At 65.6% G+C, this 13,037-nt stretch carries 15 protein-coding genes; 5 read left to right on the top strand and 10 right to left on the bottom strand.

Annotated elements, in window-relative coordinates; translation table 11 throughout:
• Positions 1–118 precede the first annotated feature (118 nt).
• Positions 119–985 carry a tRNA glutamyl-Q(34) synthetase GluQRS gene (gluQRS, locus tag GIW81_RS12125; protein WP_154739424.1) on the bottom strand — a complete coding sequence of 289 codons (867 nt, stop codon included), beginning with the start codon at positions 983–985 and terminating at the stop codon, positions 119–121.
• Positions 986–1,003: 18 nt separating this feature from the next.
• Positions 1,004–1,537, bottom strand: coding sequence for a hypothetical protein (locus tag GIW81_RS12120; protein ID WP_154739423.1), 534 nt, complete (start codon positions 1,535–1,537; stop codon positions 1,004–1,006).
• A gap of 101 nt (positions 1,538–1,638) precedes the next feature.
• On the opposite strand from GIW81_RS12120, the gene GIW81_RS12115 reads away from it, so the two are divergent.
• Together GIW81_RS12115 and GIW81_RS12110 are read left to right on the top strand one after the other, a co-directional pair.
• Positions 1,639–2,319, top strand: coding sequence for a DNA-3-methyladenine glycosylase family protein (locus GIW81_RS12115; RefSeq protein WP_154739422.1), 681 nt, complete (start codon positions 1,639–1,641; stop codon positions 2,317–2,319).
• A 130-nt stretch (positions 2,320–2,449) separates the two neighbouring features.
• Positions 2,450–3,010, top strand: coding sequence for an HNH endonuclease (locus GIW81_RS12110; protein ID WP_324614993.1), 561 nt, complete (start codon positions 2,450–2,452; stop codon positions 3,008–3,010).
• 239 nt (positions 3,011–3,249) lie between these two features.
• Here the strand turns inward: GIW81_RS12110 and GIW81_RS12105 are convergent, their stop codons facing one another.
• From GIW81_RS12105 to rph, 8 genes are all read right to left on the bottom strand, one after another.
• Positions 3,250–3,465, bottom strand: a complete 216-nt coding sequence (locus GIW81_RS12105; protein ID WP_154739421.1) for a hypothetical protein — start codon at positions 3,463–3,465, stop codon at positions 3,250–3,252.
• An 894-nt stretch (positions 3,466–4,359) separates the two neighbouring features.
• Entirely contained in the window at positions 4,360–4,881 is a 522-nt protein-coding gene (locus GIW81_RS12100) for a disulfide bond formation protein B (protein ID WP_154739420.1), read from the bottom strand.
• A 20-nt stretch (positions 4,882–4,901) separates the two neighbouring features.
• Positions 4,902–5,480, bottom strand: a complete 579-nt coding sequence (locus tag GIW81_RS12095; RefSeq protein WP_229309155.1) for a YqaA family protein — start codon at positions 5,478–5,480, stop codon at positions 4,902–4,904.
• Positions 5,481–5,489: 9 nt separating this feature from the next.
• Positions 5,490–6,695: a radical SAM family heme chaperone HemW gene (hemW, locus tag GIW81_RS12090; protein ID WP_154739419.1), complete on the bottom strand. Its 1,206-nt coding sequence runs from the start codon at positions 6,693–6,695 to the stop codon at positions 5,490–5,492.
• The gene (gene rdgB, locus GIW81_RS12085) at positions 6,682–7,305 is read right to left on the bottom strand and encodes an RdgB/HAM1 family non-canonical purine NTP pyrophosphatase (protein WP_154739418.1); all 624 of its coding nucleotides are present in this window, start codon (positions 7,303–7,305) and stop codon (positions 6,682–6,684) included. Before rdgB ends, hemW begins: the two co-directional genes overlap by 14 nt.
• Complete coding sequence (locus GIW81_RS12080; protein ID WP_154739417.1) at positions 7,302–7,715, bottom strand: VOC family protein; 414 nt, start codon at positions 7,713–7,715, stop codon at positions 7,302–7,304. The genes rdgB and GIW81_RS12080 overlap by 4 nt, the downstream gene beginning before the upstream one ends.
• Entirely contained in the window at positions 7,712–8,140 is a 429-nt protein-coding gene (locus tag GIW81_RS12075; protein ID WP_154739416.1) for a DUF1772 domain-containing protein, read from the bottom strand. The genes GIW81_RS12080 and GIW81_RS12075 overlap by 4 nt, the downstream gene beginning before the upstream one ends.
• 7 nt (positions 8,141–8,147) lie before the next feature.
• Positions 8,148–8,861 carry a ribonuclease PH gene (gene rph / locus GIW81_RS12070; RefSeq protein ID WP_154739415.1) on the bottom strand — a complete coding sequence of 238 codons (714 nt, stop codon included), beginning with the start codon at positions 8,859–8,861 and terminating at the stop codon, positions 8,148–8,150.
• 155 nt (positions 8,862–9,016) lie between these two features.
• Between rph and hrcA the strand changes: the two genes are divergently transcribed.
• The 3 genes from hrcA (at position 9,017) to dnaK (ending at position 12,938) form a co-directional block, all read left to right on the top strand.
• Complete coding sequence (gene hrcA, locus GIW81_RS12065) at positions 9,017–10,075, top strand: heat-inducible transcriptional repressor HrcA (RefSeq protein WP_154739414.1); 1,059 nt, start codon at positions 9,017–9,019, stop codon at positions 10,073–10,075.
• 66 nt (positions 10,076–10,141) lie between these two features.
• Positions 10,142–10,753 carry a nucleotide exchange factor GrpE gene (gene grpE / locus GIW81_RS12060; RefSeq protein WP_154739413.1) on the top strand — a complete coding sequence of 204 codons (612 nt, stop codon included), beginning with the start codon at positions 10,142–10,144 and terminating at the stop codon, positions 10,751–10,753.
• Between the two features lie 250 nt (positions 10,754–11,003).
• Positions 11,004–12,938: a molecular chaperone DnaK gene (gene dnaK, locus GIW81_RS12055; RefSeq protein WP_154739412.1), complete on the top strand. Its 1,935-nt coding sequence runs from the start codon at positions 11,004–11,006 to the stop codon at positions 12,936–12,938.
• Positions 12,939–13,037 lie beyond the last annotated feature (99 nt).

The raw sequence follows: 13,037 nt of genomic DNA, 5'->3' as shown, positions 1-13,037 counted from the left end.
AAACGTTAGCAAAGAGCTAACCAAACCAAGTTTGTGTTGTCTGGGCATGCGCTTGTCGCTCTCAGCGGCGATTGCGGGCGAGGATGCGCCAGCCAAGGTGCTGTGAAAGAAGCCCGACTCAGGATAGCCCGAGCATGCGGCGCACGTCCGTGGCGGACGAGCCGGAAGCGCGCAACTCGCCGAGGCCAGTATCGCGGGCGCTCTTCGCCAGTTTGCGGCCATCTGCGTCGGTCAGCAGCCGGTGGTGGTGATAGCGCGGCTCGGGCAGGCCGAGCAGCACCTGCAGCAGACGGTGCAGGTCGGTCGCCGCGTAGAGATCGCGCCCCCGCGTCACGTGCGTGATGGCCTGCCGCGCGTCGTCGACGACCACGGCAAGGTGGTAGCTCGCCGGGACATCCTTGCGCAGGATCACGGCGTCGCCCCAGCGCTCCGGTCTTGCCTCGGTGACCTCCCTCACACCCTCGGCGTCGAGCTCAGTGAAGGTCAGCGGCGCGCCGGCCAGCCGCTCCGTTGCCTTGGCCAGCGCCCGGGCCATGTCGATGCGCAGCGCGAACCGCTCGCCGTTGCGCATCCGGTCTTCGATCTCGTCAGGCCGCAGGCCCTTGTGCAGGCCCGGATAGAGCGCGGCTCCGTCCGGATCGACCGCGCCCGGCACTGCCGCCGCCTCGATCTCGCTGCGCGAGGCAAAGCACGGATAGAGCAGCCCCTGCGCCTCGAGCCGTTGTGCCGCCTTCGCGTAAACGGCGAAGTGCTGCGACTGGCGCAGCACCGGCTCCTCCCAGGCGATGCCCAGCCAGGCGAGATCGTCGAAGATACCGGTAACGTGCTCCTCGCGGCAGCGGGTGACGTCGATGTCCTCGACGCGCACCAGGAAGCGGCCACCCGCGCGCCGCGCCATGTCGAAGCCCGTCAGCGCCGACAGCGCATGGCCGAGGTGCAGCGGCCCGTTGGGGCTCGGGGCAAAACGAAAGACGGGTACTGCCATGCAGTGCGTGCGCCGTGCTCAGTCGCAGTTGCCGGACCGCCCGGCGCCCGGAGAGTACGTGCGCGACACCGCTTCGACCACCCGATTGTAGAGGCGGCGCTCCGCCTTCGGGTAGACCATCGCCCAGCTGTTGATGAGCCTGCCGTCGCAGGTGAAGCTCACCCGCTCGTAGAACTCACGGTCACCCATCGTCCCCGACAGAACGAACCACTTGCCGCGCACCGGCGCGTAGTCGATCTCGGCGCCGGCGTAGTTCTCCTGCATGAGGAAGTCGCGGTACTCGGCGAGCGTCGTCGAGTCGTCGTTGGCGAAGGCGCCAACCAGGAGTTGCGCCTTGCCGTCGCGCGATTGCAGCACCCGGCCCTCGTCGGTGCGCGATTCGCTCTCTTGCTGAAAGATCTCGCTCGGGTAGGCGATCAGGAAGCCGTGGCGCTCGTTGCGCAGGGTGGCCCAGCCTTGCCGCCATTCCGCGGCCGTCGCCATTCCGCCGGCGAGCAACCCCGCTAGAACCGCTACCGAGAGTGAAATTGCCGCCCGTGACCGCTGCAGCATCGCACAGCACTCCGACCGACGTGCAAAGCCCGCTGCTTTGCTTACGCGCGCTGATGATCCTACATTTGACGCCGAAGTCAGAGAAGAGTTCCGCGTAAACCATGCACAAGCGCGCGCAAGCGGCGCACATCATTCTGTCCGACGACGCGATGCGCAAAGGCATCCGTGCTTTGCGGCGCGCGTGTCCGCACCTGCGGCTCGTGCACGATCACGCGGGCGATCCGCCGCTGCGGCAGCACACGCCGGGCTTTGAAGGTCTCGCGCGCATTGTCGTCGGCCAGCAGCTGTCGCTCGCCAGCGCGCAGGCCATCTGGGGGCGCATGCAGCGCACGGTGCAGCCGATGACGCCGCGCGCCTTCCTCCTCGTGAGCGATGACGAGCTGCGCGCCGCCGGTCTGTCGAAAGGCAAGGTAAAGACGCTGCGCGCACTCAGCGAGGCGATCGCCGCCGGCCTCGATCTCGATGCGCTCGCCTCCGCCTCCGACGCGAAGGTGCACGACGCGCTCACCGCGCTCCCGGGCATCGGGCCGTGGACGGCCGACATCTACCTGCTGTTCTGCCTCGGGCGTGCCGATGCATTCGCGGCGGGCGACCTCGCCCTGCAGATCGCCGCGCGCGCCGCCATGTCGCTCGATGACCGCCCCTCGCGGGATGAGCTTTTCGCCATCGCCGAACGCTGGCGTCCGTGGCGCGGGGTCGCGGCCCATCTGCTGTGGGCGTACTACAAGGTCGTCGACCGCAGCTTGCTGGTCCAAAAAAATGCAGACGCAGCACGGCCTTAGGTGCTCCGGCCACAGCGTACCCACGGCCCGCTTCGGGTGCTTCACAGAGTTGATATGCGCCGCTAGTATCCCGGCCGAACTTGCGGGAGAGGACGATTCGCTAACGAGAAGCCGATAGGACGCCAATAACGTGGATGCGCACGCTGCCATTCCGGCCAGCTTTCCAGCATTGGTCCTAAACGCCGACTTCCGGCCACTGAGCTACTACCCTTTGTCGCTCTGGAGCTGGCAGGAGTCGGTGAAGGCTGTATTTCTCGATCGCGTCAACATCGTCTCCGAATACGACCGCTTCGTCCGCAGCCCGTCCTTCGAGATGAAGCTGCCGAGCGTTGTCTCGCTCAAGACCTACGTCAAACCGGCGCTTTATCCGGCGTTCACGCGCTTCAACGTGTTCCTGCGCGACCGCTTCACCTGCCAGTACTGCGGCTCCAAGGACGATCTGACGTTCGACCACCTGATCCCGCGCTCGCGCGGCGGCCAGACGCGGTGGGACAATGTCGTCGCCGCCTGCGCGCCGTGCAATCTGGAGAAGGGCGGGTTCATGCCGGACGAGGTCCGCATGCATCCGACGCAGTCGCCGTATCGGCCGACGGTGTTCGAGTTGCACCGCAACGGGCGGCTCTTCCCGCCCAACTATCTGCACGAGAGCTGGCTCGACTATCTCTACTGGGATACCGAGCTCGAGCCGTAAGCGAATAGAACTGTCATCCCGGGCGAAGCGAGCGCAGCAAGCGAGACCCGGGACCCAGGAGAGAAGCGCGAAGCTCTGCATTGTGAGGCTTCGCCGCACTTTGTGCTGGATCCCGGATAGCCGCTCACTGCATTCGCAGCTTCCGGGAAGACAGAAATCGCTCAGGCGTGAACTAACAGAAAGGTTGCCGGGGCCTTCTTCTTCGTCGCCAGGGGAAGGACGCGACGTGTGAAGCTATTCTAGGCGGCGCGTTTCAGCGGCGCCGCGCACAGAGATTCCGCGATCGCCTCGACCGTGCGGCTCCAATCGTGTCCGACCCGATCGTCGGCGCTCAGCCCGAAGGCGAGCAGCGCGTCGGCCGGCATGCCGCCGTCACGGAAGAAGCGCGCGCACGAGGCGCGGGCGACGCCCATTGCCTGATGCCACTGCAGCGGATTGATGTGGTTGAAACTCATTTGACACCTCCTCGTTGTGCGCCGCTTGGATGCCCCGGCGCGGGGCTTTTTATTGGTTGGCAAGCACACAGAGCGCAGTGGCACCACAACGCGAGACCATGTCACGTGGTGCCTCGTGGAGGCCTGCGTCTCCGACGCTCCATATGCTTGCCATTTCGTTGGAAGGTCCCTCTTCCCCTCCCGAAACGATTACGCGGCGCACTTACCTTGTCGACGCCGACGCTATGGGGATGTCCGTCGATGGCGACGGACTGCCGATAGCGACGAGTACTTCACCGACAACTTCCGAAAGCGAACGCCACGAATGCAACTGAGATTCCACGGCACACCTCACTGACAGAACGGACGCTACTGACGCTACGCAACGCTACTCACTCGCTTCACTTGGGGTGCAACCGCTCGGAAGTACGCAGGACCGGTCTCCGAGCGGTTTGCCTCTATCGTGCAATGCACGCTCGAAAGGGAGCGCGCCTATTGGGGGAGTTGGCTGACGCAATTCTCTACGCAACTGGACGCAACGATACGCAACCGGACGCCACACGACGCAACGGACGCAACGCTTACGAACGCACTACTGAAGGGGGACTAACGCGACGAGACGCAACTTACGCAACTGTGTCGGGATGCGGGGTTCCCGAAGTTACATGACGCGGAACGCAACGCTGGACGGGAGACGCGTACTTGAGAAACGCTACGTTTTGGCTCTTCACTCAGAACGCGAACCCTGACTGCGTGTTCCGCGAACGAGTGGAATAGACCGTTACTTTTTGACCACGGCATGGCGGCGCCGTGTCCGACCAACGGTATTTCGCTTGACAGTTGCTGAACAAAATCGGCTGCGGAAAAATCGATAATACTGTGGATAACTTGCGGCGCTCGCTTCGCGCGAATCGATCAGCGCGGGTGCACGGTTTCGCTGGCGGCGCGTGCGCCGAGAAATGCGATGAACAGCGATGCGAGGACATTCCACCCCGCGAACGAAAGTCCGATGAAGCGCCACGCCGCGTCGTCGCAGCGCACGACGTTCGTCTGCTTCAGCGCATCGAGCATGTTGCCGGCATTGGCGGTGATCTGCTGCGCACCCGAACAGGCGGTGGGACCTTCCCAGAACTTCCATTCGACGCCAGCGTGGTAGACGCCGAGCCCGGCGTTGCCGAGGAAGCCGAGCGCGACGAGCCCGAACAGCAGCGCCGCGACGCGCGTCTGCCCGGCGCTGAGCGACACCAGCGCCAGGAACAGCAGCGGCACGCCGGCATAGTAGGCGTAGCGCTGCTTCAGGCACAGCTCGCACGGCTCCAGCCCGCCGAGGTGCTGATACCCCAGCGCGATGGCGATCGCCCCAGCCGCCAGCAGCAGCGCCAGCGCGCCGTAGCGATAGGCGGAGTGGACGGTCGGGTCGGAGCTCGTGAGGGTCATCGGGGCACCGGCTACGCGGACTAGAATAGGTATTTAACAGCGACGAACCCGCTCACCAAGACGACCACGGATACCGTGGTGACCAGCGTCAGGCGCTTTTCGATGAACTCGCGGATCGGCTGGCCGAAGAAATAGAGCAGCGCCGCCACCAGGTAGAAGCGCATGGCCCGGGCGACGATGGAAGCGCCGATGAAGGCGAGCAGGTCCATATGCGCCACGCCGGCGGCGATGGTCACCACCTTGAAGGGGATCGGCGTCGCGCCTTTGATGATGATCGCCGGCACGCCGTACTCGTGCACGAACTGGATGAATGAATCGAGCGCGTGCTCCTTGCCGTAGAAGGCGAGGATGGGCTTGCCGACGGCCTCGAACGCGAAATAGCCGATGGCATAGCCGAACAGCCCGCCGATCACCGACGTCACCGTGGCGATGCCCGCATACCACCACGCCTTCTCACGGTTGCTGAGGATCATCGGGATCAGCATCACGTCCGGCGGGATGGGGAAGAACGAGCTCTCCACGAAGGAGACCGTCCCGAGGGCGTACGGTGCGCGCTTGTCGGAAGCGGCGCGCATCATCCAGTCGTACAGCTTTCGCATTGGCTCTCGTTATTCGGCAGCGGGAGGAAGACGCAGCGGTAGACGGGACCTGGTGAAGCTCATGGCGAGACGTAGCACGATCTCGTTGAGAATGAAGCGGCCGCTGCCCGTCGCCCGGATGCGGCTGGTGGCCGGTATCGCCTCAATGAGCCCCCGCTGTGTCAGCTCTGCGACCGCCGCCACCGAGGGGCGTGCGCCGCACACCCGCTCCAGCCGGTCGAGATCGACGCCCTCGCCGAGCCGCAGCCCCATGAGCAGCATCTCGTCGGCCTCCTCGGCGGCCGCCAGCGGCGTCTCCTCGATAATACCGTGCCCGTGGGTCTCGACGCGTCCCGCCCAGGCTTCCGGGTTCCGCTCGGTGCTGGTCGCGTGCCGCGCGCGGCCGAGCAGCAGGCGGCCATGCGCGCCGGGACCGATGCCCGCGTACTCCCCATAGCGCCAATAGAGCAGGTTATGGCCGCTCTCCTCGTCGGACGCCGCATGGTTCGAGATTTCATACGCCGGCAGCCCCGCCGCGGCGGTCATCTCCTGCGTCGCGTCGTAGAGCGCGAGCGCCAGATCCTCCTCCGGCACGACGAGCTTGCCCGCGGCATGCAGCGCCGCGAACGGCGTATCCGGCTCGATGGTCAACTGGTAGAGCGACAGGTGCTGCCCGGCGATGGCGAGCGCCTCGCGCAGCTCCTCGCGCCACGCCGCTACCGTCTGCCCGGGACGCGCGTAGATGAGGTCGAACGAGAAGCGGTCGAAGGTGGAGCGCGCAATCTCGATCGCCGCCTTCGCCTCGGCCACCGAATGGATGCGGCCAAGCGATTTGAGGATGTCGTCGCGCAGCGACTGCACGCCGAGCGACACGCGGTTGACGCCCGCCGCGCGATAGCCGCGGAAGCGGCCGGCCTCGACGCTACCGGGATTGGCCTCGAGCGTGATCTCCGCGCCAGGATCGACGCTCCACAGCGCCGCGATCTTGTCGAGGATCGCCGCAACCGTCTCAGGCTGCATCAGCGAGGGCGTGCCGCCGCCGAAGAAGATGCTGGCTACGCGCCGTTTGCCCAATCGCTCAGCCGTGTGCTCCAGCTCGCGCAGGAACGCGGCGCGGAAGCGGTCTTCGTCGATGCCGCCGAAGCGGACATGGCTGTTGAAGTCGCAGTATGGACACTTCTGGGCGCAGAACGGCCAGTGCACATAGACGCCGAAGCCGGCGTCACTCGCTGGCATCGAGGACGGCCCGCTTGAAATGGTCGAAAGCGCGGGTTCGGTGCGAGATGGCATATTTGCTGGCCGGCTCCATTTCGCCGAACGTTTGCTCCTTCCCGTCGGCGACGAAGATCGGATCATAGCCGAAACCGTTGCCGCCGCGCGGCGGCCAAACGACATGACCGTAAACTTTGCCCTCGAAAAGCTGGGTTTCCCCGTCCGGCCACGCAAGGCAAAGGACAGAGATGAAGTTGGCGCGGAGCGGCTCCCCGTTCCAGTCCTGCTTGGCCTTCAGCTCGTCGTGCACCTTCTGCATCGCGATCGAAAAATCGCGCTTTGGGCCCGCCCAGTCGGCGGTATAGACGCCCGGCGCCCCGTCGAGCGCGTCGATCTCGATGCCGCTGTCATCCGCCAGTGACGGCAGGCCTGAACCCTTTGCCGCGAACAGTGCCTTGAGCTTGGCGTTGCCGACGAACGTCGTCTCGGTCTCGACCGGTTCATCCAGCCCGAGCTCGCCGGCAGAGACCGCCGCCAGGCCATACGGCTCGATCAGCTTGTTGATCTCCCAGACCTTGCCGGGATTGTGCGTGGCGACGACGAGGCGATCGCCGCGCTGCAAACGCCGCGTCATTTGAGGCCCCAGATGCGCGGCTCGGCGAACTCCAGGCAATTGCCGGCCGGATCGCGGAAGTAGATGGAGCGGCCACCGTCGGGCCACTCGAAGTCGGCTTCGATCGCCACGCCCTGCTGCTCGACGTGCGCCCGCCACTTGTCGATCTCGTCGGCGGAGGCGCGAAAGCACACGTGTCCTTCCCCGTCGGCGCCATGCGGGGGCACGGGGAGCTTCGCGTCGTCGGCCGGCGGCTTGGTCGTCAGCAGCGGATTGAAGATCAGCAGCGTCTGCTCACCGACTTTGTAGAACACCTGCCGGCCCTCGGCCTTGGCGAAGGGTTCGAGCCCCAGCACCCGGCGGTAGAACTCCTCGATGGCGCTCAGGTCGCGCGCATAGAGCACCGTTTCAAGGATGCCGGCCGGTGTCATGCTGCTGCCCACAAGAACACAGCGGTCGCCGCCGCGCCGAGGGCCGTGCGCACCGCGTGCAGGCGCGCCCACTTGACGAGCAGCGCCCGCGATGCCGGCCCCGCGGCATCCAGAGGCGTGCCCATCAGCACGTTATTGGTGGGCAGAATGGCGATGAGCGTGAACGGCCAGTTGGCAATGAGGATCAGCGCGCCGATGAGCCAGAGCAGCTCGCCCGACCACCACCATTGCACCACGCCGAGCAGGAAGCCGACGACGGCGAGGGACGCCTGCATCACAAAGCCGGCCTTGTAGCTCGGCTTCCATTCCTGCAGCAGCGACCTGTCGTCGAGCTGCATCCGCGCCGGCTGCTCTACGGCCCCGACATAGAACGCCGCGCCGGTGAACAGCGCCGCAACCGTCAACGCGAGGAGTCCGGCCAGCATCGCTTTCCTACGACACCGTGAGCTTCTGCAGCGCGACGAGCTCGCCGATGCCTTTCTTGGCAAGCGACATGAGCTGGTCGAAGCTCTCCTGGCTGAAGGCGACGGTCTCGGCCGTACCCTGCACCTCGACGATGCCGCCCGACCCGGTCATGACGAAATTAGAGTCGGCCTCGGCGCCAGAGTCCTCCACGTAGTCGAGATCGAGGACGGCTGCGCCCTTGTAGAGCCCGCAGCTCACAGCGGCGACCTGATCGCGCAGCACGTCGTCCTTCACCATGTCGCGCAGCTTCATCCACTGGATGCAGTCGTGCAGGGCCACCCAGGCGCCGGTGATCGCGGCCGTGCGCGTGCCGCCGTCCGCCTGGATCACGTCGCAGTCGATGCTGATCTGCCGCTCGCCGAGCTTCGGCAGGTCGACGACCGCGCGCAGGGCGCGGCCGATCAAGCGTTGTATCTCCTGCGTACGCCCCGAAGCGTGCCCGACCGTCACCTCGCGGCGCATGCGCTCGTTGGTGGCGCGTGGCAGCATCCCATATTCCGCCGTGACCCAGCCGCGTGCCTGGCCCTTGAGCCAGGGGGGCACCCGCTCCTCCAAGCTCGCCGTGCACAAGACGTGGGTGTCGCCGAACTTAATAAGACAGGAACCCTCGGCGTGCTTGGAAACGGCGCGCTCGATGGAGACGCGGCGTAGCTCGTCGGGATTGCGTTTCGAAGGGCGCATGCAGCGTGCCGAACCGGGTTGTTGCTGGGCAAATTCGGGCCGAACCTACGCGGCGGGCTGGCAGGCTTCAACCAAAACCGCCAGCCGGTTTGACGAAGCCCGTCCCACATCCGTACTCTTGAGCACTTCAGGCGAGGTCGAAAATACCCCAAGCGATGACCGAAGGCGCAAGCGAACTCACCAAGCTCAGCGACCGCTCCCGCACCATTCTTAGGCAGATCGTCGAGTCTTATCTCGAGACAGGCGAGCCGGTGGGGTCGCGCAATCTGTCGCGGGTGCTGCCGATGACGCTGTCGCCGGCGTCGATCCGCAACGTCATGTCGGATCTGGAGCAGCTCGGCCTGATCGTCGCGCCCCACACCTCGGCTGGACGGCTGCCGACGCAGCTCGGCTTGCGCATGTTCGTCGACGGCCTGCTCGAGGTCGGCGATCTCACGAGCAAGGAGCGCCGGCAGATCGAGGCGCACATCACCGGCAAGCATTCGACCTCGGTCGACGACGTGCTGCGCGAGGTGGGCGAGATGATCTCCGGCCTGTCGCATTGCGCCGGTGTCGTGCTCACCGACAAGCAGGTGACGCGGCTGAAGCACATGGAGTTCGTGCTGCTCGAGCCGGGCAAGGCGCTAGTCGTGCTCGTCGGCGAGGACCAGACGGTCGAGAACCGCATCATTTCCATTCCGCAGGGTTTGCCGCCGTCGGCGCTGGCGGAGGCGGCCAACTACCTCAACGCCCACATCCGCGGCCTGACGATGGGCGAGGCGCGTGCCCGCATCGAGCTGCAGCTGCAGTCGTCGCGCGCCGAGCTCGACGAGCTGACCAAGCGCGTTATCCAGACGGGGCTCGCCGAATGGTCCGGGTCGCTGGACGACCGCAAGAGCCTCATCGTGCGCGGCCAGGCTAACCTCCTGAAGGACCTCAACGCGCAGGAGGACTTGGAGCGCATCCGCCACCTGTTCGACGACCTGGAGCGCAAGCGCGACCTCGTGCAGCTCCTCGGTCTGTCGGAAAGCGCCGATGGCGTGCGCATTTTCATCGGCTCGGAGAACAAGCTGTTCTCCCTGTCGGGCTCCTCGCTGATCGTCGCGCCCTTCCACGACGAGCGCCGCAAGGTGGTCGGCGTGCTGGGCGTCATCGGCCCGACGCGCATCAATTATGCCCGCATCATTCCCATGGTCGACTACACGGCGAAGCTCGTTAGCCGACTGTTGACTTGATTTTAGCCGGCTAAGCCTGATATCCGGCTCGCAATCCCTTTGATCCGCCACCCCCGCGGAGAGACCATGGCCGACGAAAACACCAAGCCTGAACAGGATGCAGTCCCTGCCGGCGACGCCGGTGCGAAGGCCGGTGACGGCGAAAGCGCCGGCACGGTTGCCGTTCTGGAGGGCCGCATCGCCGATCTGACCGACCGGCTGCTGCGTGCGCATGCCGAGATGGACAACCTGCGCAAGCGCACCGAGCGCGACAAGGAAGACACGGCGAAGTACGCCATCTCCAAGTTCGCCCGCGAGGTTCTCGCCGTGGGCGACAACTTGCAGCGCGCCACGGCCGCCGTGCCGCCCGGCGCCGCCGATGCCGATCCGGCCCTCAAAGCCCTCGTCGACGGCGTGTCGATGACCGAACGCGAGTTCGTGAACGTGCTGGAACGCAACGGCGTCAAGCGCATCGACCCCGAGGGACAGCCGTTCAATCCGCACCAGCACCAGGCGATGATCGAGGTCGAGCAGCCCGAGGTCGCAGCTGGAACCGTCGTTCAGGTGTATGCCCCAGGCTACATCCTGGAGGACCGCGTCCTGCGTCCGGCAATGGTCGTCGTCGCCAAAGGCGGCGAGCGGCGCGGCGCCGAGAATAAGGGTGCAACCGACCCCAAAGCCTCCGACGACGCGGCGTGATACGGTACGCTCCCGTGTCGCATTGGCAGCGAATGCCGTGAATAAGTCCGTCGAACGATGGGGAAAATTGAATGCGCGGGCCTGCCGCTGGCCCGTTGCGCCTCGGAAAAGCCACCTTATATAAGCGGCGTTTACCGTTTGAATGCTCCATAGGGGATCGCTTCGGCGCGCTCACCCGCGCCACTGGATTTATCGGACGCCGAGACCTCGGGTCCGGGCGGTCTGCCGCAAAAGGATGAGGATAGGCAACATGGCTAAAGTGATCGGCATCGACCTCGGCACCACGAACTCATGCGTGGCAGTCATGGAGGGCGGCAAGCCGAGGGTTCTGGAAAACGCCGAGGGTATGAACACGACCCCGTCGATCGTAGCGTTCACCGCCGACGACGAGAAGCTGGTCGGCCTGCCCGCCAAGCGCCAGGCGGTCACCAATCCCCTCAACACTTTCTTCGCCATCAAGCGACTAATCGGCCGCCGCTACGACGACCCAATGGTCGAGAAGGACAAGAACCTCGTCCCCTACAAGATCGTCAAAGGCCCCAGCGGCGACGCCTGGGTCGAAGCCCACGGCAAGCAATATTCCCCGCAGCAGATCTCCGCCTTCATCCTGCAGAAGATGAAGGAGACGGCCGAAGCCAAGCTCGGTGAGAAGATCACGCAAGCGGTCATCACCGTTCCCGCCTACTTCAACGACGCCCAGCGTCAGGCGACCAAGGACGCCGGCAAGATCGCCGGCCTCGAGGTGCTGCGCATCATCAACGAGCCGACGGCAGCGGCGCTCGCCTACGGCCTCGACAAGAAGAAAGAGTCGCAGACCATCGCCGTGTACGACCTCGGCGGCGGCACCTTCGACATCTCGATCCTCGAGATCGGCGACGGCGTCTTCGAGGTGAAGTCGACGAACGGCGACACGTTCCTCGGCGGCGAAGACTTCGACATGAAGCTCGTCGGCTACCTGGCCGAGGAGTTCAAGAAGGAGCAGGGCATCGACCTGCGCAGCGACAAGCTCGCCCTGCAGCGCCTCAAGGAAGCCGCCGAGAAGGCGAAGATCGAGCTGTCGTCGGCCACGCAGACCGAGATCAACCTGCCGTTCATCACCGCCGATGCCTCGGGTCCGAAGCATCTGACGATGAAGCTCACCCGCGCCAAGCTGGAGAGCCTCGTCGACGATCTCATCGCCCGCACCAAAGGCCCCTGCGAGAAGGCCATCAAGGACGCCGGCCTCAAGGCCGCGGACATCGACGAGGTCGTGCTCGTCGGCGGCATGACCCGCATGCCGAAGGTGCAGGAGGTCGTGAAGCAGGTGTTCGGCAAGGAGCCGCACAAGGGCGTCAACCCGGATGAGGTCGTCGCCGTCGGCGCCGCCATTCAGGCCGGCGTGCTGCAGGGCGAGGTCAAGGACGTCCTGTTGCTCGACGTGACGCCGCTGTCGCTCGGCATCGAGACGCTGGGCGGCGTGTTCACGCGCCTCATCGAGCGCAACACGACGATCCCGACCAAGAAGAGCCAGACCTTCTCCACCGCCGAGGACAGCCAGAACGCGGTCACCATCCGCGTCAGCCAGGGCGAGCGCGAATTGGCGGCCGACAACAAGCTCCTGGGTCAGTTCGACCTCGTCGGCATTCCCCCGGCGCCGCGCGGCGTGCCGCAGATCGAAGTCACGTTCGACATCGACGCCAACGGCATCGTGCACGTGTCCGCCAAGGACAAAGCGACCGGCAAGGAGCAGTCGGTGCGCATTCAGGCTTCCGGCGGTTTGTCGGACGCCGAGGTCGAGCGCATGGTCAAGGACGCGGAATCGCACGCGGCCGAGGACAAGCAGAAGCGCGAGCTGATCGAGGCGCGGAACCACGCCGAGGCGCTCGTCCACTCGACCGAGAAGCAGCTCAAGGAAAACGAGAGCAACGCGGCGGTCGCGGCGGCCAAGGCCGACGTGGAGAAGGCCATCGCCGACGCCAAGGATGCCATCGGCTCCGATGACGTCGAGCGTATCAAGACGGCCACGACCACCCTCGCCCAGGCGGCGATGAAGATCGGCGAAGCCATCTATGCCGGCCAGCAGGGCGCCGGCGCTACGGGTGGCGACACCGGCACCGGCGAGGGCGGCGAGAAGACGGCCGGCGACGACAACGTCGTCGACGCCGACTTCGAGGAAGTGAAGGACGACAAGAAGAAGTCGGCCTGACGCCTCTCGACCAACTTGGAAACCGTTTGGAGCCCGGCCGAAAGGCTGGGCTCTGTTTTAGGCGCGGCCGCCGGCCACCCCCGGTTGCGGCCACACGCA

Origin of the sequence: Hyphomicrobium album, assembly GCF_009708035.1 — a bacterium.
GTDB lineage: Bacteria > Pseudomonadota > Alphaproteobacteria > Rhizobiales > Hyphomicrobiaceae > Hyphomicrobium_A > Hyphomicrobium_A album.
Note: the sequence above shows the minus strand (reverse complement) of the source record. Positions and strands in the feature narration are given on the sequence as shown.